The 22,128-nt window shown below is 64.3% G+C and carries 17 protein-coding genes and 1 pseudogene; 6 read left to right on the top strand and 12 right to left on the bottom strand.

All coding sequences use genetic code 11. The annotated features are described in order from the left end of the window. Position 1: 1 nt before the first annotated feature. The gene (locus KHC28_RS02100) at positions 2–835 is read right to left on the bottom strand and encodes a cytochrome c oxidase subunit II (RefSeq protein ID WP_214006677.1); all 834 of its coding nucleotides are present in this window, start codon (positions 833–835) and stop codon (positions 2–4) included. A 52-nt stretch (positions 836–887) separates the two neighbouring features. Further along, positions 888–1,748, bottom strand: a complete 861-nt coding sequence (locus KHC28_RS02095; protein WP_214006676.1) for a DUF2189 domain-containing protein — start codon at positions 1,746–1,748, stop codon at positions 888–890. Positions 1,749–2,509: 761 nt separating this feature from the next. On the opposite strand from KHC28_RS02095, the gene KHC28_RS02090 reads away from it, so the two are divergent. Both KHC28_RS02090 and KHC28_RS02085 read left to right on the top strand, forming a co-directional pair. Next, on the top strand, positions 2,510–3,370 hold the full coding sequence (locus KHC28_RS02090) for a VOC family protein (RefSeq protein WP_214006675.1): 861 nt from the start codon (positions 2,510–2,512) through the stop codon (positions 3,368–3,370). Positions 3,371–3,495: 125 nt separating this feature from the next. After that, entirely contained in the window at positions 3,496–3,843 is a 348-nt protein-coding gene (locus KHC28_RS02085) for a putative quinol monooxygenase (protein ID WP_312893066.1), read from the top strand. A 255-nt stretch (positions 3,844–4,098) separates the two neighbouring features. On the opposite strand, the pseudogene KHC28_RS27940 reads toward KHC28_RS02085, so the two are convergent. The 10 genes and pseudogenes from KHC28_RS27940 to KHC28_RS02040 all read right to left on the bottom strand — a co-directional run. After that, positions 4,099–4,338 (bottom strand): annotated as a pseudogene (locus KHC28_RS27940) (IS3 family transposase); the annotation flags it as partial. A 181-nt stretch (positions 4,339–4,519) separates the two neighbouring features. Continuing rightward, positions 4,520–5,149, bottom strand: coding sequence for a hypothetical protein (locus KHC28_RS02080; RefSeq protein ID WP_214006673.1), 630 nt, complete (start codon positions 5,147–5,149; stop codon positions 4,520–4,522). Between the two features lie 9 nt (positions 5,150–5,158). After that, positions 5,159–7,417, bottom strand: a complete 2,259-nt coding sequence (locus KHC28_RS02075) for a xanthine dehydrogenase family protein molybdopterin-binding subunit (RefSeq protein WP_214006672.1) — start codon at positions 7,415–7,417, stop codon at positions 5,159–5,161. Position 7,418: 1 nt separating this feature from the next. After that, positions 7,419–7,880, bottom strand: coding sequence for a (2Fe-2S)-binding protein (locus tag KHC28_RS02070; protein WP_214006671.1), 462 nt, complete (start codon positions 7,878–7,880; stop codon positions 7,419–7,421). 53 nt (positions 7,881–7,933) lie between these two features. After that, on the bottom strand, positions 7,934–8,365 hold the full coding sequence (locus tag KHC28_RS02065; protein ID WP_214006670.1) for a GlcG/HbpS family heme-binding protein: 432 nt from the start codon (positions 8,363–8,365) through the stop codon (positions 7,934–7,936). Between the two features lie 505 nt (positions 8,366–8,870). Further along, positions 8,871–9,677: an ATP-binding cassette domain-containing protein gene (locus KHC28_RS02060; RefSeq protein ID WP_214006669.1), complete on the bottom strand. Its 807-nt coding sequence runs from the start codon at positions 9,675–9,677 to the stop codon at positions 8,871–8,873. A 93-nt stretch (positions 9,678–9,770) separates the two neighbouring features. After that, positions 9,771–10,760 (bottom strand): ABC transporter ATP-binding protein, encoded by a 990-nt coding sequence (locus KHC28_RS02055; protein WP_214006668.1) that lies wholly within the window; start codon positions 10,758–10,760, stop codon positions 9,771–9,773. Between the two features lie 4 nt (positions 10,761–10,764). Beyond that, positions 10,765–11,607, bottom strand: a complete 843-nt coding sequence (locus KHC28_RS02050; RefSeq protein ID WP_214006667.1) for an ABC transporter permease — start codon at positions 11,605–11,607, stop codon at positions 10,765–10,767. After that, positions 11,604–12,608 (bottom strand): ABC transporter permease, encoded by a 1,005-nt coding sequence (locus tag KHC28_RS02045; RefSeq protein WP_214006666.1) that lies wholly within the window; start codon positions 12,606–12,608, stop codon positions 11,604–11,606. The genes KHC28_RS02050 and KHC28_RS02045 overlap by 4 nt, the downstream gene beginning before the upstream one ends. 30 nt (positions 12,609–12,638) lie before the next feature. After that, positions 12,639–14,204, bottom strand: coding sequence for an ABC transporter substrate-binding protein (locus KHC28_RS02040; protein WP_214006665.1), 1,566 nt, complete (start codon positions 14,202–14,204; stop codon positions 12,639–12,641). A gap of 379 nt (positions 14,205–14,583) precedes the next feature. Between KHC28_RS02040 and KHC28_RS02035 the strand changes: the two genes are divergently transcribed. From KHC28_RS02035 to KHC28_RS02020, 4 genes are all read left to right on the top strand, one after another. Continuing rightward, positions 14,584–17,442, top strand: coding sequence for an ATP-binding protein (locus KHC28_RS02035; RefSeq protein WP_281419064.1), 2,859 nt, complete (start codon positions 14,584–14,586; stop codon positions 17,440–17,442). 236 nt (positions 17,443–17,678) lie between these two features. Beyond that, on the top strand, positions 17,679–18,821 hold the full coding sequence (locus KHC28_RS02030; protein WP_312893065.1) for an alkene reductase: 1,143 nt from the start codon (positions 17,679–17,681) through the stop codon (positions 18,819–18,821). Between the two features lie 71 nt (positions 18,822–18,892). Next, positions 18,893–20,122, top strand: a complete 1,230-nt coding sequence (locus KHC28_RS02025) for an MFS transporter (RefSeq protein WP_214006662.1) — start codon at positions 18,893–18,895, stop codon at positions 20,120–20,122. Between the two features lie 248 nt (positions 20,123–20,370). Further along, positions 20,371–21,954 carry a Na+/H+ antiporter gene (locus KHC28_RS02020; RefSeq protein WP_214006661.1) on the top strand — a complete coding sequence of 528 codons (1,584 nt, stop codon included), beginning with the start codon at positions 20,371–20,373 and terminating at the stop codon, positions 21,952–21,954. Positions 21,955–22,128: the final 174 nt, after the last annotated feature.

The raw sequence follows: 22,128 nt of genomic DNA, 5'->3' as shown, positions 1-22,128 counted from the left end.
CCTATTGCTGAGCCTTGACCTCGCCCTTCTGCCTCGTCGTTCCGTCCTGCTGCGCGAGCATCCGCCTCTGCTGGCCATCCAGCCAGGCGTCGTAGGCCACCTGCTCCTCGACCACGACCGATCCGCGCATATAGGGATGGCCGGTGCCGCAGAGCTCCGCGCAGAGGATGTCGAACGTGCCGGTGCGTGTCGGGGTGAGCCAGAAATAGGTGCTGGAGCCCGGCAAGATGTCCATCTTGGCCCGGAACTCCGGCACGTAGAAATCATGCAGCACGTCGGTGGAGCGCAGCAGCACCTTGATCGGCTTGCCGATCGGCAGATGCAGATCCTCGCCCTGCAGCACGACATCGTCCCGGCCGTCGGGATCGTTCCTATCCAGTCCGAGCGGATTGTCGTCGGCAATGCTGTCGACGCGGGTCCTGCCGAGCTTGCCGTCCTGGCCCGGCAGCCGGAAGCTCCATTGCCATTGCTGGCCGACGATCTCGATCGCCGAGGCGTCCGGAGGAACGGTGATGAAGTGGTTCCACACGAACAGCCCGGGCGCCAGCATCGCCGCGACCCCGAGTCCGGTGATGACGGTGAGGCCGGTTTCGAGCCTGCGGTTCTCCGGTTCGAAAGCGGCCCGATGCCCCTCGCGGTGGCGGAAGCGCCAGACGCAATAGGCCATGAACAGCAGCACGGCGACGAACACGACGCCGGTGATCCAGAAGGTGATGATGATGGTGTCGTCGATATATTGCCAATTCGAGGCGATGGGCGTCCACCACCACGGACTCAGGAAATGAAACAGCACGGAGCCGACGGCCACCACAACAAGAACCAGGACGACATGCATCACATATCTCCATGGCCGCCGTTCGATCCGCGATCCCCGTTACCGTTCGTTCCTATTGCACGACCTTGCGATAGAGATGCCAGGTGGCGTGACCGAGCACCGGCATGACCACGACGAGGCCGACCAGCAGCGGAATGGCACCCAGCACCAGCCCGCCGGCGACGATGAAGCCCCAGGCGAGCATGGGCACCGGATTGACCATGAAAGCGCGGACCGAGGTGCGCACCGCGACCGACACGCCGACCCGATGATCCAGCAGCAGCGGGAAGGACACCGCGCTTATGGCGAGCACCGCCACCGCGAACAGGAAGCCGACCCCGACGCCGATCACGATCAGCGCCCAGCCCGGCCCGGTGGTGAAGACCGCGGTGATGAAGGCCGACGCCGATTCCGGCAGACCCGGCCCCAGCGTCATCCGATAGATCCCCATCGCCACCAGCAGCCAGACCAGGAAGATGCCGACGAGCACCAGGCCGAGTTCGACGATGGCGGCGAGCGAAGGAGAGGCGAACACGCCAAAGGCGTCGCTCCAGGTGACCGATTGGCCCTGCTCGCGGCGCCGGCTCATCTCATAGAGCCCGGCGGCGGCGAACGGGCCGATCAGCGCGAAGCCGGAGACCAGCGGGAACAGCAAGTGCAGGAGGCCGTTGCCGAGCGTTGCAGCCCCGATCAACAGGCCAGCCAGCGGGTAGATCAGGCAGATGAAGAGCACATCCGTCCGATAGGCGCCGAAGTCGCTGAACCCACGTGTCAGCGCATCCTTGAGATCGGCGACGGTGATCCGCCGCACCTGCGGGACCACCAGGCCCGCCTCTTCCGCAGGGTGATGGAAGGCATGCTCCACCGACTTGACAGCATCAAGAGTCTGCCTGATCTGGTCGAAGCTCCATTCAACAGGATTACGGACCGTCATCGTCATTCCTCCCGAACGACCTGCCCGAGGAGATATCCGTCGCGATTAGGCGCATCCGAGAAATTTCGATCACGGACGTGCCGCGACTACTGAAAACGCAGTATACGCCGAGCGATATATCCTGTCAGCTTGCTTCTTTGGCAGCGGCGACGGCGAAATAGGTCAACGGTACTTATTGAGTGACGCAGCACATCGCTATGTGCGTGCGTACGTGCGCAGAGGATCGCCGGAACACAGGCGCACCTGGCCTGCCAGCCATCTAGGGAACCCGCGACGCTGAAGCCATGGTCCCGTGCAGCCCAGGAGGCGCCGTCTTCTGTCGATAAGCTCGGCCATGATGAAGCTGGCCGACATTTCCGTTTCCAACCCATCATTCCCGGCGCCGGTCCGACCCCTGCTCGGTCGATGCCAAGCGTGGTGCGCATGCTGGACGGAAGCACCGCATAGGGCTCGATCAGCGGCTTCATCGCCTGGCTGAGGTGCTCGCCTAGGGGATTGCGTAGCTTCGGCCCCCGAACGGCCGCTTGTCGCAGATGCAGGCGATGTTCCGCTCGAGGTGACCGATGACCGCGTCGAGGAAGGCTTCGACGCGCGGCTTGCACCGCGCCCGATCGATGCGTGATGCGATGCGTGGTGATCCGCGATGGGCGCTCGCCCCCCGACTTACCGTGTTTTACCAAACACAACCTGCGTAAAGGCGCCAACTCCGTAAGAATTAGCGATACCCAAGCACAGTAACACCGCGACGGGCTGGAGGAGCAATGTCCCATCAAGCCGAGAACACGATCCTAGGGGATGGCCCCGATCGCCGGGCCATTCTGCGCGCGGCGGGCAGCGCCGCGATCGGCAGCATTGCCGCGAGCCTCGCGGCGAACGCACCGGCACAGGCGCAGGACGCCGCTCCCGATACCCGCGACCGGCGCGCGCTCGGCGCCCGGCTTCGGGGCGTGCAGCATTTCGGGCTCACGGTCCAGAACATGGACCGTGCCTTCGAGTTCTACACCGAGGTTCTCGGCGGCACGGAGGTGATGCGCGACGGCGACTTCCAGGGCGAACGTATCCACAATACGCTGCTGACCGATCAGGAAATCCTCGCGCGTCAGCGCGGTGTCAACCCGCGCACGATCGGTGTGCCCGATCTCGGGGGTGGGACCCAGCGCCTCGACGTGCGCTTCGTCCAGTTCGACAATGTGGTGATCGAGCTCCTGCAGTATCGCGATGCGGTGCAGCCAATGGGCGGCGGCAACAGCTTCGCCGAGCCGCTCGACCATATGAGTCCGGCGTTTCCGCGCATGATGCACATCTGCTTCCACATTCGCGAGGACGTGGACTTCAACACGTTCATCCACGATCTCGAGGCGGAATCGGCGCGCCGCGGCATGACGCAGGTGAGAGCCAACCGCGTGATGACGGTGCGATCTGAGCAGGAGCGTCTCGCCGCGCCGCTACAGGCCAATTCGAACCCGATCACCGAGGGAAAATCGAACGGCTGGACGCTCATCTACTGCAAGGGCTGCGAGGGTGAGCAACTCGAATTCGTCCAGGCGCTCGGACCGGTGAAGAAGACCTTCGACGACGCGTTGGCCGCGCGCCGGCTCCTCGTCAGCGCCAATGGAGGCTGACGGGCTCGGCCCGCTCGAAATGGAGGAGACGGCGCATGACCGGGAAAAGTCGGCGAGGCGTGGCGCTCACCCTGTTCGCTGCCCTTACATCGTATGCAGCTGCCAATGCGAGTGTCATTTCGGCGATGGCGCAGGAGGAGCCCGGAAGAGGCTATTCGCAGATTGCCGAAGGCGCCTATTCGATTGTCGCCGAGGTACGGGCAAAGCCCGGCAGGGAGGCCGAACTGCGCGCCGCGACGCTGCCTCTCGTCGAACTCGTGCGGAGCGATCCGAAGAACCTGGTCTACTTCCTTCAGGAGAACCGCGCGGCGCCCGGCCATTTCATCTTCTACGAGATCTTTGCCAATCAGGCGGATTTCGAGGCTCACAACGCCATGCCCTATGTGCAGGAGTGGTTCGCCAGGCTGCCTGAGCTCGCCGACGGCGGGGTAAGGGTCATGCGGATGGAGATCCTGAGCGGGGCTGGGAAATGAGGCGCGGTGTGCTGGATGGCAACAGCATGCCGTCGGATCCAAATGACGTTGCCCCAGTTTGTCCTGCCGTGAGTTCGTTCTGCCGGTTGGATCGGCCCTCTCGGGCGGGGTGAGCGGCGGGAGCGGACGCGAAGCCATTCGCGGTGTGAAGCGTCGGATCCCGCCGCGGCTGGAACGTGGAGGCTAAGGACGTTGGCGTTTGCCATCCCAGCTTCGAGTGCGGCCGGGCGGCTGGCATCCGGGCACGCCGGCCGTCTGTCCGGCAACGACGTCGAGCGACCAGTGTTCGTTCGGTCGTGTCGGAAGCGTCATCGGCGCGCCTGTCCCGATCGCCTGCTCGCGACCGCCACGCCGACGAACCGTCAGCCGCTCCTCACGGTAGGGTCGGAAGAGCCGCTGGTGGTTGGCCAGAAAACCCTCACGCCTGAGCGGAAGGCGAAGACGTCGATAGCCGGACCTCCGTCGTTCCCGGGCGGCGGCTTTCATGCGCTCGCGCCACATGGCCTTCTCCTGCCCGCAGGACTGAACCTATCCGTGGCAGCCGTTCGGGGGAGCACGTTACCTCGAGCGGACGATCCGTCAGCTTGAAGGAATAATTGAACATCGAGACATCTCGTCGATGAACCTGTCCATCTGGACAGGGCCTGCTGGCTGCCAGCGCCGCTCGGGGGCATCGTCAGTCTGGGCAGGGCTGGCCGGCCGCCCCCCACAGAGCCATGTCTTTGACATGATCTTCGAAGGTTCCCGGCGGAACCGAGCGGCCGGCGCCAGGCTCCCACGCCCTTGGAATGAACCCGCTCAGGGACGCGTCGTGCCTCAGATGCTCGATGAGGCCTATCGCGTCGCGACCGCCATTGCGTTGAGGATCCTTGAGTTGGGCACAGATCTCCGCGCCACTCTTGCCAAACCAGATGAATTCGACCGGCGCGAGCTGCCAGTCGATTCCAGCGTTCAGGGGCGCTGGCGCGGGCGCGTTCGGCAGGGTTGACGTGACGTGGCACGTCGCACAGGGAACCGTCTCTGCCCCGATGCGGCTCTTCCCGCCATGGATGTTCATGCCGTGCACCCGGGGCTTGGTTTCGCCGGCCGGCGTCCAGATCGGAATGGCATTCGCATCGACATGGCAATTGGCGCAGCGTGGATGCGTCACGACCGCTTCGATCCTTGTCCAGGCCCGCAGTCCTTCGGCCCGGCTGATGCTGCCCGAAGGCAGCGCATCTTTCGTCTGTTCGTTGGCCAAGACAAATCCCACCAGCCCGACGATCGATGAGCTGGCAGCCGTGAGCGCGATCAGAGTCATCCTCATGGCCTGCCCTCACACGAAATCGATGAACTTGTTGAACGGCATTTCTCGTATGCGTTTGCCGGTCGCGGCAAAGATGGCATTGGCCAGCGCGGGCGCCGCAGGCGGTACAGGCGGCTCGCCAATACCCCTGACCGTGTAGTCGTTTTCCAGGCCACGCACCTCGATCACCGGGCACTGGTACATCCGCATGGCTTCGTGGTGATGGTAGTTAGTCTGCTGGACGGCCCCCTTGGCGTAGGTGAGTTCGCAGTTCATGGCATGGCCGAGACCCCAGACGACACCGCCTTGAACAAGATTCTCGAAGTTGACGGGATCGACAACCTTGCCGACATCGGCCGCCACCCAGACCTTGTCGATCTTGATGCCGAAGTCGGTCATGGTCACTTCGACGATCTCGGCCACCGACGTGCCGAACGACTCGACGAATGCCACACCACGGCCCTTCCCGCTGCCGAGCGGCCCCTTCCAGTCCGCCATTTCCCCGACGGTTTCCATGAGCTTCCGGTAGATCGGAATCTTGCACATCTGGATGCGCGCCATGAGCGGATCGAGCCCAGCGGCATGAATCAATTCGTCGATGAAACTCTCGGTGAAGAACCCATTGGCGGAAGCGCCCACCGACCGCCACGTCGTCGACGGTGACAGTCCCTGTACTTCGAAGCTTGTCGCCCGATAGTTGGGAATGTCGTAGTATACGTTCCAGATTCCGACCGCCAATTGGCCGTCGGGATCATTGGACGGCGCCCCCATTCTTGCCAGCAACTCTTTGAACGGGGCGGTTGCCGCCACCTGAAAATCGGCAGCGATGATCTTGCCGTCCTTGACGCTTCCGCGATACCTGCCCATCGCGATCTGGCGCGGAATGTCCTGCAGGAAATCCTGCTCCCGCGAGAAGACGAGCTTTACGGGGGTGCCGCGAAGCTGGTTCGCGATTTCGGCAAGCACTCGGATGTTCTCGAATTCGAGGCGATGCCCGAAGCTGCCACCCATCCACTCATTATGGAAGGTCACCTGTTCGGGCTTCATGCCAATCGCCGTGGCGGCAATATACTGCACCGATTGCGGCGTCTGGTGACCCGCCCAGATCTCCATTCCCGTGTCGGTAACGATCCCTATGCCATTGAGCGGCTCCAGCGGCTGGTGCCCGACATAGGGTGCGCGATATTCCGCCTCGACGAGCGTGCCGTCCTTCAGTCCGGTGTCGATATCGCCATCGTGGCGCCACTCCTTGGCGAGGAATTGCGGAGCGAACGAAGAGGCCACGACATTCCAGTGCTCGGCCTGCTCGGCCGGATATTTGCTGGGCTCCCATGTGCAGTCGACCCGCTCGGCCGCCTGCATCGCGTACCAGCTATTCGTTGCGATCACCGCGATGCCGTTCGATATCTTCAGGATCTTCTTGACCCCCGGCATCGACTGAGCCTTGCTCGCATCATACGACCTAATCGGCTGGCCCTTGTTGGGGTTCAGCTTGACGGCCGCATAGACCATGCCGTCCATCTTCCGATCGATACCGAACTTCATGTCGCCGGTGACTTTCGATCGGATGTCGAGCCGTTCCATCGGCTTGCCGATGAAACGCCATTGCGACGGCTCGCGGAGTTTGACGTCCGCTATCGGCGTGATCTTCGCCGCATCGGCCGAAAGCGCGACATAGGGGATTTTGGTCCCGTCCGGCAGGACCACGTTTCCGGCCTCCGTGCGCAAATCGGCGGCAGCCACACCGGTGCGCTTGGCTGCGGCCGCCTTCAGCGTTTCCCGTGTAACTGCGCCCGCCATCCGCAGCTTGTCGTAGGTATCGGGAATCGTGCTGGAGCCCCCGGTCATCTGCAGGCCGGCCTTCCTTAGCCATTCCAGCGCGGCCGCACGGGCCTTCTCGGCTTCGGGGCTTTGGTCCGCCGCCATGAACGGCGCGAGTTCGTGGGCAAAGCCAGTATTGAAATAGGCGGGACTGGGCCCGGCGAAGCGTATCTCGAACTGGTCAGGTTCGAGGTCCAACTCCTCGGCGATCAGCAGGGGCTGGATGGAGCCGACGCCTTGGCCCTTGTCGGCATGCTGGGCAATCAGCGTGATCCGTTCCGGACTGATCTCGACCCAGGGATTGAAGGTAACTGAATGTGGGCCGAGGCCTGCTGCCAGCGGATTTGTTGTGGCCGCTGAAGAAACGGCCTGTTGCGCCTGAGCAAACTGCCCGAACGCCACACCGCTGGCGACCGCGACGGAGCCGAAGACGAAGCTACGGCGGGAAAGATGCGGCATCTCGCCCATCTCATTTCCCTCCCATCTTCTCGGCCGCCGCGTGGATCGCGGCGCGAATGCGCTCATAGGTGCCGCATCGACAGAGATTCCCCGACATGACCTCGTTGATGTCTTCATCGGTGGGTTGGGGAATGGTTTCGAGAAGCGATATCGCCTGGATGATCTGACCGGCCTGGCAGTAGCCGCATTGCGGTACCTGATGCTCGATCCAGGCTTCCTGCACCGGATGCAGCTTTCCGTTGCCAACCGCTTCGAGGGTGGTGATCGCCTTGCCTGCAACGTCAGCCATGCGAGCCTGACAGGATCGAACGGCCACACCGTCGATCTGCACCGTACAGGCGCCGCACTGAGCGATCCCGCAACCATATTTGGGGCTGGTAATACCGAGCTCGTCGCGCAAGACCCAGAGCAAAGGCATCTCCGGAACAACGTCTATCTGTCGCTTGAGCCCATTCACCGTTAGCATGAACATACCGACGCCTTCCCTCAGTAGACGCTGCTTTCCATTGCGACGAACATGACCTTCTACGAGCCGGCCACCCGACCGATGGCAGCGGCGGCCGCCTCGGCGACGGCGATGTCCTGCTCGACCGAACCCGCGCTGGTGCCGACCGCCCCGACGATCTGTCCGTCGACCGCCACCGGCAGGCCACCGCCGAAGATCACGACGTTGCCGCCATTGCTCTGCTCGATCCCGAACAGCGGCGCGCCTGGCTGAGCGAGTTCGGCAAGATAATCCGTCGTCTTGTCGAACATGCGCGCAGTCTTCGCCTTGCCGATCGCAAGGTCGATGCTTCCCGCCAGCGCACCGTCCTGACGCGTGAAGGCGATCAGGGCGCCACCGGCATCAACCACCGCGATATTGTAGGCGATGCCGAGGCTGGCCGCCTTGGCCTCGCCAGCCGCAAGCATCTGCTTCGCGTCGACGAGTGTCAGTGTATCGACCGTGCGAGGCATGCGTCCCTTCCCTCGATCCGGTTCCCCCCGTCCGTCCACATGAGCGCAGCCGCAAGCGATCCCCCGTGGCGGGCGGCGGGCAAGTCGCAGCGGCTCGAATGTCTTGTGGCGACCGATCTATCCTTGGGTCACACGGGGTGAACCTGTCCCGATTTGAGTCTCGATCAGAAATGGCGCCGCGTCACTGGAAATGCAGGTTAAAATAAGTAAAATTCCAAACAATGACAACTTACCTGACATTTCATGTCCAGCCTCACCCCAAATCTGAAATACTCCTGACCACATCTCCATGCACACGACTGCATCACTGAAATTTTGTACAAATATATTCGAATTTTCCGGACATAATGATTGAACCCAGTCGGCAACCTCAATCCATCTCGATTCTGATGATTGCTGACGCTCTCCGGGCTTCAAATTGCACATACAATGCAAGTTTTAGACGTGTTGACGGCAGTCGCCCGATGGGACCGGGCGCGTGCTGAACGTGGGCGCACAAGCGATGCTAGTCGCGCCGCTTATCGCCCCCCAAGGAAGAGGTGGGTTCCTTTGGCAGTACGAGACGGTCGGTCACACGTGGGCCGCCGATGCGGGGAAGCGACGCGAGCAGTGAGCGGGTGTAGGGGTGCCGGGGCGCGGCGAAGACTTCGTTCGTAGGCCCGACCTCGACGATCCGGCCCTTTTGCATCACGGCCACCCGGTCGCACATCGAGCCGACGACGTTCAGGTCGTGGCTGATCAGCAGATAGGTCAGCTTGAACGTGCGGTGCAGGTCGCGGACCAGCGCCAGAACCGTCGCTTGCACGGAGACGTCGAGTCCGGAGGTTGGCTCGTCGAAGATCACGACCTGCGGTTCCAGCACCAGCGTGCGGGCTAGCCCGATGCGTCGCTGCTGGCCACCGCTCAGCTCGTACGGGTAGAGGTCGAGATGCTCGTCCGCCAGCCCGACGGCACTGACGATCTCGCTGATCTTCGCGTCGCGGCGTTCGCGCGGCCAGTTGGTGTGGATGATCAGCGGCTCATGCAGGGAGCGTCGCAGCGTCCAGCGTGGATCGAGAGAGGCGGCGGAATCCTGATAGGCATATTGCAGCCGCGCCCGCACCGCGAAAGGTCGTCGCGCGCGAAGCGAGGGAAGCCGCTCGCCTGCGAAGGTTATCGCCCCCTCTGTCGGATCGATGATGCCACCCAGCATCTTGCCGAGGGTGGATTTCCCGCTGCCGGTCTCGCCGACGATGCCGAGAGCCTCGCCACTCGCGACGCTGAAAGACACGTCATCGACGGCCCGCACGGACCCGGTGCGGCGGCCGAACAAGCCTCGGATCGGGAAATGGCAGGAGAGGTGCTCGACCTCAAGCAGGGGATGGGTCCGGAGTGGAGGTTCAGGCGATGCGTCGGGCATGGCAGGCTAGGAGGCCGTGGGCAGGGGATGATGACATGCCAGCAAATGTCCCTCCTCGCTGCGCGATGGCAAGGGCCGGACGGTCCGGCACATCTGCGAGGCGAGCGGGCAGCGCGGGTTGAAGCGGCATCCCGGCGGCGGGGCGAGCGGGCTGGCAGATTCGCCTGGTATGCCCACGGCCTGGTGCCCGGGCTTGGGCAGGCTGGCGAGCAGCATGCGCGTGTAGGGATGGCGCGCTGCCGCGAAGAATGCCTTGCGCGGCAGGATTTCGGCGATCTGGCCGGCATACATCACGATGATCCTGTCACAGATCTCCCAGGCGGCGCCCAGATCGTGCGTCGTGAACAGCACGGCGAGCGTCCGTTCGGCAGCGATACGCCGGAGCAGCCCGAGGATCTGCACCTGCACGGTGACGTCCAGTGCCGCGGTCGGCTCATCGGCAATTAGCATGCGCGGCTGCGGCAGAAGCGCCATGGCGATCATCAGCCGCTGGCGCTGGCCACCGGACAGCTGGTGCGGATACCTGTTCAGTAGGTCGCGCGACGCCGGCAACTGCACGGCAGCCAGCATGTCGAGGATCATCGCTTCACGGGCACGCCGCGACCTTGCCAGACGATGCCCGGTCGCGGGCGGCGCCCTGTAGCGCACGATATCCGCGAGCTGCGTCCCGACCCCAAACAGCGGGTTGAAGCTGTCGAACGGGTCCTGCGGCACGAAGGTCACCAGACGGCCGCGGGCATCCCGCGTGGCCTTGCCGTCGTCCAGCATGTCGATGCCGTCGAGACGGACGCGTCCACTCGCGATCTCCGCCTGCGCCCCCGGCAACACGCCGAGGATGGCGCGTGCGAGGCTGGTCTTGCCGCTGCCCGACTCGCCGACGAGGCCGACGACCTCGCCAGGCACCATGGTGAGATCGATGCTGTCCAGCACATGGGCCGGCCCCTTCTCCGTGCGGAACGTGAGCGACAGATCGTCAATCTCGAGTAGCGGATTCATCGCGCTACCCGCGGCGCCGGGTTTTCGGATCGAGGATGTCGCGCAGCCCGTCACCGAACAGCGTGCAGCCGAGAACCGTCAGCAACAGAGCGAGGCCGGGCGCCAGCGCATACCACCACGCATCCGGTAGATAGTCGCGGCTCTCGGCGATCATGCGCCCCCACTCCGGCGAGGGCGGCGGCGGCCCGAGCCCCAGGAAGCCGAGCGTCGCGGAGGCGAACGCCGTCGTTCCAATGGCGGTGGTGGTCCGCACCACGATCGAGGAGGCGATATTCGGCAGGATGTGCAGGAAGATGACGCGCCACGCGGATACACCGAGCGCGATTGCCGACTCGACGAAGGTCTCGTGGCACATCGAGCGCGTCTCGGTGAACACGATCCGCGCCCAAAACGGCCAGTAGGTGACGGAGAGAGCCAGGATCACACTGCCGATCGAAGGGCCGAGCGACTGGGTGATGGCGATGGCCAAGATGATCTGCGGCACGGCCAACAGGATTTCGGCGCCTCCCCCGAGCACGAGGCTGATGCCGTTGTTGTAGTAGCCGGCGACGAGACCAATCGGCACGCCGATCAGCACGCCCGAGAGCACCACGGTGGCGGTGATGAGCAGCGTCATGCGTGCGCCGAGGACGACCCGGCTGAAGATATCGCCGCCCATGCGATCCGTGCCGAAGAGTGCCTCCGACGACGGTGGCAGGAGCCGCCGCTCTATATGGAAGGTCTGTGCATCCTCGGGATAGGGGACGATCAGCGGCGCGGCGATCGCGACGGCGACGACGAGGCTGAGCAGGATCAGGCCCACGAGTGCCGTGCGATGGCGGACAATGGATGTGATGAGGTTGATCATGTCGCGCCGCGGGGATCGATCGCCATCTGCAGGAGATCGACCAGCAGGTTGCTGAGCGCGAACAGAACGCCGACGCAGAGCGTGACTCCCATCACCGCATTGTAGTCGGAGTGCAGGATCGAACGCACTGCATAGGTGCCGAGCCCCGGCCACTCGAAAACGGCCTCGATCACCACTGCCCCGGTGAGTGAAATACCGAAGACCAACCCGAGCTGGGTGACGGTCGAATTGAGCGCCAGGCGCAGGATGTATTTCCAGACGATCACTCGGCGCGGTAGGCCCATCGCCGTCTGATAGGCGACCGAGGGCGAGTTGACGGCCTCGACCACCGAGGTTCGTGTGAAGCGCACGATCACGGCGGCACCCGGCAGCGCCAGCGTCAACGTCGGCAGCACGATGTGGCGAAGTGCCGAAAGAAAATTCTGCAGATCGCCGGCGACCAGCGCATCGATGGTCAGGAATCCCGTCATCGCCTCGGGCGCGAAGTCGTCGATCCGCCCCGACAGCGGCAGCCAGCCCAGTTGCATGGAGAACAGTAGTTGCAGCTGCATCGCGATCCAGAACGGGGCCACCCCGATGAACAGCACGCTCACGAGACGCAGCAGGTGATCGAGCCACGAATTGCGGTTGAGACCGCTGATCACGCCGAGCGGGACGCCGATCAACCCGGCGGCCAGCACCCCGAGGATGGTGAGTTCCAGCGTCGCCGGCAGCCTTTCTGTCAGATCGTCGACAATCGGCTGCTGGGTGTAGAAGCTGGTACCGAGATCGCCTTGCACGACTTGGCGCAGATATTCGACGAATTGCTCGGGAAGCGGACGGTCGAGGGCGAGGCGCTCGCGTGCTTCCTGCACCTGCTCCGCCGTCGCATTCTCGCCGGCTGCCAAGACCGCAGGATCTGTTGGCACGATGCGCGCCAGTACGAAGACGACCGCAAGCAGCCCGAGCACGGTCGGCACAAACCAGACCAGCCGATTGACGACCATGGAAACCACGTTCACAGGTGCATCTCCGGTCAACGTCTGCTGCGGTCAGCGCGTCATCGTCGCCCAACGAATGTCGTTGCCGTTGCTCGCCGGCGAGAAGCGTATGCCCGAGACCCGGGTCGAATAGGGGCCGAACCACCTTGTATTGTAGATGAAGATGCCGGCGGCATCGTCGCTGACGATCTGGCTCATCTGCTCGTACAACTCGCGGCGCCTTTCGTGGTCGTTGGTCAGTAGAGCCTGATCGAGCAATTGGTCGAACGCGGGATTGCTGTAGTAGGACATCGTCCGCGTGCCGTGATAGCGCGTGCCGAAACCTTCTCCGACCCAATTGTTCGGATCGACATAGAAGGTGCTCCGCCAGACCGGCGTTACGTCGGCCTGGGTCTCGGCCTTGGCGAAGCGGCTGGCCACCACCGGCCAGGGCGTGACGTCGATATCCGCCTCGATGCCGATCTGGCGGAGCGCGCTCTGGAACAGTACGGCCGCCTGCTCGGATTCGCTGTAGCCGGCCAGCGCATTGATACTGATCTTGCGCAGCGGCTGCTTGACCTGGGCAAGTTCCTCGCGCGCCTTGGCGAGATCGAAACTGTAGCCCTTCAGCCCGGGGGGCGAGCCCCAGATGGTGACCGGATTCGGTCCCGGATTGCGGGTGACGGAATCCTTCATGATGTTCTTGATGAAGCCGTCATAGTCGAAGGAATAGGCGAGAGCGCGCCGGAAGTGCACGTCGTTCATCAACGGCTTGCTGTTGTTGAGCGCCAGCAGAAAGATGCGCATCGATTCCGCTTCGAGGATCTGCACGTTGGGCGACGGCCTCAGGCGCTGGATCTGCTCGTAGGTCAGTCCGTCAGCTCCGTCGAAATCGCCACGCATCAGCCCGAGCACACGGGTGTTGGTCTCCTGCACGGTGCGAAACTCGATCTCGTCGATCGGTTGCCCGGCCCAGCCGGCGAAGTGGTTGGTGAAGCGCTGCCCGCTCCAGCCGACCGCCGGCTCGTAGCGGCGCAGGATATAGGAACCCGTGCCGGCCTCGTTGCGGGCAAGCCAGCCGGCTCCCCAGTCGCCGTCCTTCTCCTTGGAGCGTACGAGTGCACTATTGACCACGAGGATGTTGGGCACCGTGGTCAGGAAGATCGCCGAGGGATCGGTGAGGTTGAAGACGACGGTGTGCGGATCAGGAGTCTGCGTCGAGCCGGGCTCGATGAGGTCGAGATAGAAGCTCGCCGGTCCTTTCCTGAGAGCGAGGATGCGTTCGATCGAATAGGCAACGTCGGCCGAGGTCACCGGCGTACCGTCGTGAAACGTCGCGTCGGCCCGCAGCTTGAAGGTATAGGTCTTCCCGTCGTCGGAAACGGCGTAGCTTTCCGCCAGCCACGGTATCAGCTTCGGTGGGTTGTCCACAAAGCGAAGGAGGCCGTCATAGAGATTGAACCGCACCGCGGCGCGGCCCTGGTCGAAGACCGTGTGGGGATCGAGACTGTCGAAGGCGCTGCTGTTCGCGAAGACGAACCTGTTTCTCGACTGCGCCGAGGCGCTCTCGCTGTTGCCCGCCAGCGAGGCGAGACCAAGGAGGCCGAGTTTCAGGATCTCCCGACGCGACGTCGCCATGCTGTCACTCCACTACGCGTAGGCATTTGACGAACGACTGACCGTGCCTAAACTATCATTGGAGTTCCCCGAGCGGCCGTGCCGCGGGCGCTCACGGCGTCAATCCTGGTAAAAACTGGTAAAGCGACGCGGGGACATCGCAGCGCGACAGCCTATAAGTTATTGATTGCAAATAATTAATATAGATTTATGGCGCCCAACCCCTTTAGTAGTCGACTATTCCAATATAGGCAGGGCGCCACACTGAAACCTTGTATAGTCGATACCCTTGGGGCACCTGCTTTCAATCGCTACGCCTCGACGTCATCTGCTTTGAAGATTGAGCCGCGCTTCTGGAACGAGCGATGCACGACAGTTCCAATAGGGGCAATTGAAGGGCATGGAACCACAGTGTCCGGAAGCTGATGGTGCGATATATGTATTCGGCCCATTCCGGCTCGCTCCCGGAAGGCAGCTGCTGCTCCGCAACGGAATCCAGGTCCGTATAGGCGGTCGGGCGCTCGATATCCTCACCTTGCTTGTGCGCCGGCCGGGCGAGGTCGTCACCAAGAACGAACTGATTGAGTTCGTATGGCCCAACACCTTCGTGCTGGAGGCCAACCTCAAGGTCAATGTCGCGGCGCTGCGAAAAATCCTCTCGGAGGAGGCCTCGGAAGCCTACATCGCGACGGTGGCAGGCCGCGGCTATCGCTTCGTCAGGAGTGTCGAGATCGAGCGGGACAGGATTACCCCCGCGACCCAGCTCATCTCACGTGGCGCCAGGTTGCTGCCCAAGGCCCCCTCGATCATCGGCCGTGCGAGCGAGATCGAACAGATCGTTTCTGCCGTTTCCTCCGCACGGTCTGTCTCCATCGTGGGGCCGGGCGGCGTAGGCAAGACGGCGATCGCGCTCGCTGTCGCTTGCCGCCTGTCCGAAGCCTATGCCCATGGCGTTGCCTTCATCGATCTCTCGACCGTCGGCGACGCGCAGTACGCCATTGCCGCGATCGCCTCCGGGGTGGGCGTCCGGCAGCGCTCCGAAGACACGCTGTCGGAAGTCATCGACCTCCTGCACGGTCGCGAGATGTTGCTCATCCTCGACAATTGCGAACATCTCACCTCTGCGGTGACGACGGTGGTCAACCGCTTGCTGGACGCGATACCGACCATCGCGGTTCTGGCCACCAGCCGCGAGCCGCTGCGGACCATGTCCGAACAGATCTATCGCTTGCCGACCCTGGCGGTGCCGGAGAGCTCGGGCAGCATCGGCGCGGACGAGGCGATGGGTTTCGGCGCCGTCCAGCTTTTCGTCGCCCGTGCGCAGGAACGCGGCGACTACGCGCTGAGCGACGAGGACGCGCCACTGGTGTGCGCGATCTGCCAACGGCTGGACGGGATCGCCCTCGCGATCGAACTGGCGGCCAGCAAGGCGCTGGCCTACGGCGTGCCGGCGTTGGCCAGCATGCTCGAACAGAGATTTCTGCTGGTGGGAAATGGCGAGCGGGCGGCGCCGCTGCGCCAGCAGACCCTTCTCGCGACGCTCGACTGGAGCTACCGCTTGCTGGCGGAGGACGAGGCGACGCTTCTGAGGCTGCTGTCTGTCTTTGCGGGCGCTTTTCGGCTGCCGGACGCCGTCGCCGTCCTCGAACCGGCCGGTCTCGATGCCGCGTGGACCATCGACACGCTCGAACGGCTGACGCACAAATCGATCGTCTGCACGGATTATCGCGACGGGAAGCTGACCTATCGGCTGCTAAAAAGCACTCGTGCCTACGCCATGGAAAGGCTGGCCGATTCCGCCGAGCAGGACGGTGCGCTGAAGCGACACGCCTGCCATATCCTGACGTTGTTCGAGCGGGCCGCGGAAGAGTGGGAGTGGCGCGAGAAGTCCGAATGGATGGCCGATTACGCCGATCGGGTCGACGACCTGCGCAATACCATGGCCAGGGCGTTCGGTCCGAATGGCGACCGGATGCTCGGTATCCGGCTGACGGCCGCGGCGATACCCCTATGGAACGAACTGTCGTCCATGGGCGAAATGCAGTCGCGTGTCGAACGCGCGCTGCTGGCCATTCGCGAGATCGGCAGTTGCCCGTCCGACCTCACGGCGAAGCTGGTCGCCGCGCGCGCATCCGGGATCAGCTTCGCCCAGCACCTCGCCTTCGACGCCGAGGGAGCCTGGCTCGAATGCTACAAGCTCGGCGTGGAGATCCAGAGCCCGAAATACCAGCTTTACGGCCTGTGGGGGTTGGCATCCTACCTCGTGTTCGTCGGTCGCAATCACGAGGGCATTCGGTGGTTCAACCAGTTCATGAGCCTCGCCGAAGCCCAGAGCGACTGGCCGGCGATGGCCGAAGGCAACCGCTCACTCGCGATGGCGGAGATCTATATCGGCAAGATCGCCAGCGCGCGGCAGCGGCTCGAGCGGCTGGTCACACGCCACCAGCGTTCCAAGGACCCGGTGCATTTCGCGCGGTTCCATGCGGAGCGCGGCGTGGCGATCCGCTGCTCCTACGCGATCGTGCTCTGGATATCCGGCGAGCCGAACCGCGCGATGGACATGGCACGTGAGGCGGTCGGCCGAGCCGAGGCGACGGGACACGTGGTCTCGCAGTCGAATACGCTGGCAGTCTGCGCCATTCCCCTCGCATTGTGGACCGGAGAGCTGCAGAGCGCCGACCGTTTCCTGACGTCGCTCGAACAGAACGGCCTGAAGGAAGACATCGGCATCTGGCGGGAGGTTTGCCGGTTCTTCCGCAGCGTTCTGCGCGCCAAGCGTCAGGAGCAGGGGGCCGCCGCCGACATGCGGGGGCGGCTGGACGAACTCATGGCCGCGCGGTTCCTCCTGCGCGCGCCCATGCATTACAGCATGGTCGCCGAGTCACTACTGATATCGGGTGCCGTCGACGAGGCGAAGGTGCTGATCGAGGAAGCACATGCGCTGGCGCGCACCCAATCGGCCGAGTGGTGCATGCCCGAAATCCTGCGCATTTCCGGCCTGATCGAACGTCGCCTCGGTGATGACGAAGAAGGCGAGCGGCTGATGCGGCTCGCGGTCATGAAGGCCAGCGATATTGGCGCCCTCACGCTGGAGCTTCGCGCCGCCGCCACGCTGTCGGAAAAGCTCGAAGCAGACGGCTACATTGCCGACGCCTTCGACCTCCTTGCCAGGACCTGCGCCAAGTTCAAGGACGGCGTGGAGTTTGCGGAGCTCTCGGCCGCGCGGCAGCGCTTGCATGTCTTCCTGACGCTCGACTGATCGCCGGATCCGGCATCCGGCATTCCTCGCCAAGCGGGCGCGTTCGGCGATGACTGAGACCATGCGTCCAGCCGAATGTTCAACAGCCGACCTCCTTAAGATCAGGGGCGAGCTTTACGTCTTTTGACCAACTTTGACATGCGAGCCGTATCGCGGTTGCTACGATGTGGCCGTCAATAGCTGTCCATCGACCGTTGAAACGTGTGTTCCGGCGATGGAGGCAAGTCTTGTTCGACATCCCTCCCCTGCAAACGGATTGGTGCGACGTGTCAGCCACGGTTCTTCCCGATCTCTTCTCACCGACCACGATCGGTGCCTTCGACGTGGTCAACCGGATTGCGATGGCGCCGCTTACCCGTTCGCGGGCCGACGCCGATGGTGTCCATTCACGGCTCGCCATCGACTATTATCGCCAGCGCGCCTCGGCAGGGCTGATCATTTCCGAAGCGACGAACATCTCGCGACAGGGGCGAGGTTATGCGTTCACGCCCGGCATCTACACCGACGCGCATGTCGCCGCCTGGCGGCCCATCGTGGATGCCGTGCACGGAGCTGGCGGGAAGATCGTTTGCCAGCTCTGGCATGTGGGCCGGATTTCGCATGTCTCGCTGCAGGAGAACGGCGCGCCCCCGGTGGCGCCGTCCGCCATCCAGGCCGGCGAACTGGTCTTCCTCGAAACTCAGACGCAGGCGACGCCGTCCATGCCGCGGGCGCTGGAGACCGATGAAATCCCGGGCCTGATCGAGGACTACCGGAACGCCGCGAGCCGGGCGAGGGAGGCCGGCTTCGACGGCGTGGAAGTCCACTCGGCCAATTGCTACCTGCTGGAGCAGTTTATCCGCGACAGCACCAATGAGCGGACCGATCGCTATGGCGGCCCGGTCGAGAACCGGACGCGGCTTCCCATTGAGGTGATCACAGCCGTCGCGGAAATCTGGGGTCCCGACCGGGTCGGCGTGCGGCTGTCCCCCCTCACCCGCTCGGCGGGCGATACGCCGCTCGACAGCGCCCCGCAGGCGACCTACGGCTATCTCGCCCGCGAACTCGGCAAGCTGAACCTGGCCTATCTCCATTGCGTAGAGGGCCAGACGCGCGGGCCGAACGGCGCCGCGGCGTTCGATTTCCGGGCGCTCCACGCGGCCTTCGGTGGCCGGTATATCGCAAACAACAGCTACGACCGGCAGCTGGCGATCGATGCCATCGCGTCGGGCCATGCCGACATGATCGCCTTTGGCCGCCCCTTCATCAGCAATCCCGACCTCGTGGAGCGCCTGCGGTCCGACGCACCGCTCTCCGACGCCGACCGGACGACGTTCTATGGCGGCGGAGCCAAAGGCTATACGGATTACCCGGCACCGTATGCGCGGGTGGGAGCCTGACCTGAACCGGCAGGCGGAAACACTCGGCCCTTTGCCGCCGCCCGATACATCGCAAGCAGGAGGCATGACGCATGCTCGACAAGGGCTATGGCGCCCAATGCGCAGCCGTGACCGTGCACTGCACCGAGGCGGCCCAGCAGCGCCGGCGCGGGTTGACGCTGTTCGCGCTGGCGTTCGGCAGCTTCTGCATCGGCACCTCCGAATTTGCCAGCATGGGCATCATCCAGCTGTTCTCGGCCAGCCTCGACATCGACATTCCGACCGCCACCAACGCCATCGCCGCCTATGCCTTCGGTGTCGTCATCGGCGCGCCGCTCGTCACGCTGGTGGCGGCGCGTCTGAATCGCCGGACGCTGCTGCTCTACCTGATGGGGCTGTTCGTCGTCGGCAATGTGCTGTCGGCGCTGGCGGACGGCCTCGGCACCTTCGCGCTCGCCCGGTTCATCAGCGGCATGCCGCAGGGCGCCTATTTCGGCGCCGGGGCGGTGGTGGCGACCTACATCGTCGGTCCCGGCCGAGGCGGGAAGGCTTTCGCGCTGGTGATGACTGGCCTGACCGTCGCCACCATCGTCGGCTCGCCCATGGCGACGTTGCTCGGCCAGACGCTGGGCTGGCGGAACACCTATCTCACGGTCGCCGGCCTCTCCGTCCTCTCGCTCCTGGCACTGTGGGCGTGGGTACCCGTCGCCGAGGCACTGCATGGCGGTTCGGTGGTGCAGGAGCTCGGCTCGCTGCGCAAGCCGGCAGTATGGATCACGATGCTGGTCGCCGCGCTCGGCGTTGCCAGCATTTTCGCGGTCTACACCTTTATCGGTCCGTTCACGACGGATGTCGCCGGGCTCGCCCCGAGCTGGATCCCGCCGGCGTTGGTACTGTTCGGCATCGGCATGACGGTGGGAAACCTCGTCGGCGGGCGTCTGGCCGATGCCTATCCCGCGCGCGGGCTACTAATTGGTTTCGGCGGGGCCCTCGTCATGCTGGCGCTGCTCGCTGCCGGCGGCGGCAATGTGTGGATCCTCATGCCCATGCTGTTCTGCGTCGGCATGACGATGATGATGGCCATCCCGACCATACAGGTGCGCCTGACGCGGGTCGCACCGGAGGCGCCGACGCTGATGGGGGCGCTGAATCTCGCCTCGCTCAACGTCGCCAATGCCGTTGGCGCCTGGGCCGGCAGCCTGACCATCGCTGCCGGACACGGGCTGCTGTCGGCGGCATGGGCCGGGTTCGGCCTCACCCTGCTCGGAATTCTCGTCTTCATCTTCACCCTACCGCGATCGTCCCGGCTCGCCCCCGCGTGAGACGACGGCCCGACGCACGCTATCGCCCGGCCGGGAGCGCCCGCTGAGGAAGGGGCAGGCCACGAAGGCCGCGCGCACTCGACCAGATCAACGACCGCATCAAGGGTCTGCGGACTGGAGAGATCGTTGGCCGCGCGGGGATGAAATTCTGATCGACCGGGCGCGCCGGTGCATGCGAGATTCTTGCGTGTGCCGGGCGCGCGCTGCTGTCGCACTGTGTAACGGCCCTCATTTCCGAGAGGAAGTCGATGAGCTCGATCGGGCTGCTTGAGCTGGTCATCGCGACGCTGTTCGCGGCCATCACGCTGCAATTCCTCGCAAATCGCCTGTCGTTGCCGCCGGCGGTCGCGCTGTTGGCAGGTGGTGCGATCCTGGCCTTCGTGCCGGGCTTGCCGGCCATCTCGCTCGATCCGGCACTGGTTCTGGCGATCTTCCTGCCGCCGCTGCTTATGGACGGCGCATGGTTCATCGCCATCAATCCGCTACGCCAGCACATGATCGGCATCGGCGCGCTGGCGGTGGGGGCCGTGCTTTTCACCACCGTCGTTGTAGCGGTCGTCGCCCACGCGCTGGTGCCCTCCCTGCCCTGGGCGGCCTGCGCGGCGCTGGGAGCGATCGTCTCGCCGCCGGACGCCGTATCGGCGCGAGCCGTGCTGCACCGGGTGAGGCTGCCGCGACGGCTGTCGATCTTGCTGGAAGGCGAGAGCCTGCTGAACGATGCCACCGGCCTGGTGCTGTTCCGCTTCGCCATTGCCGCCAGCGTGACGGGGGCGTTCAGCACCGTTGCGGCGCTCGAGAACTTCGCGCTGCTGGCGTTGGGCGGCGCGGCCGTCGGCGTCGCGGTGGGCACGGCCTGGGTGCTGCTGGTGCGCCGGCTCGACGACGACTACCTGATGATCGCCGCATCGGCGTTGGTGTGCTGGCCAGCCTATATGATCGCCGAGAGCTTGCACCTATCCGGCGTCGTCGCGACCGTGGTGAACGGCCTGATCTGCGGCTGGTATCAGCATGTCCTGTTCCCCGCCTCCGTGCGCCGGCGCGGTACGTCGTTCTGGACGGTGATGATCTTCCTGATGGAAGCGCTGGTCTTCATGCTGATCGGCCTGTCGCTGCGGGGCGTCATCGAACGGGTCGGCGGCTTCGAGGTGGTCATTGAGGAGATGGCTCTGCCGATCCTGCTGATCATCCTCGCCATGACCGCCGCACGCTTCGTCTGGATCTTCGGGGCGGACCTCTTGATCGTGATGGCGCGGGCATTGGGCCTGCGCCGCTATGCGCCTTTGGGGCCACGCGGGGCGATGGTGCTCGGCTGGGCCGGCATGCGCGGCGTGGTGACGCTGGCGGTCGCGCTCAGCGTGCCGGAGGGCTTTCCCGGACGCGATTTCATCCTGGTGGCAGCCTTCGTCGCCATCCTGATCACCGTTCTCGTGCAGGGGACGACACTGGGAGCGGTGATCCGCTGGGTGCGCCCCGGCGAAGTGGCGACGGACCGTCCCCGGCTGACCATGAGCCAGGTCGAGTCGGTGATCGCGCAGGCGGAGCTCATGCTCGTCGAGCGCCGCGCCTATGACCCGGATGGAACGCTCATCCATCCGCTGCTCCTCGATCACTATCGCCGGAAGGCGGCCCACCTCGCCGAATATGCCGACCGGGTGGAGGACTACGGACCGACGCTTCACGCCCACTTCAACCTGATTCTGGACGCGATCGCCGCCGGCCGGATCGAGCTGCTGCGGCTTCATCGCAGTGGCCAGATCGACGAGGAGACGTTGCAGGAGCTCGAACGGGACCTCGACCTCGAAGAATTGAGCGCTCGATCCAACCTCGTATAGATCGCCGGGCGAACCGGATGGGACGGCGGCTTATCCGTGCCGCGGCGTGTGCCGGAAGGCGATTATCTTCTCGGCCGCCCTCTCGTGGAACGCTGCCGACGCCATGGCCGGGTACCCGGCGACTGGCGCATAGCCGGTATGGAAGGCCGAATGGCAATTCGGCACGAAAGACGC

This window comes from Ancylobacter sonchi (genome assembly GCF_018390695.1).
GTDB classification, from domain to species: Bacteria; Pseudomonadota; Alphaproteobacteria; order Rhizobiales; family Xanthobacteraceae; genus Ancylobacter; species Ancylobacter sonchi.
Note: the sequence above shows the minus strand (reverse complement) of the source record. Positions and strands in the feature narration are given on the sequence as shown.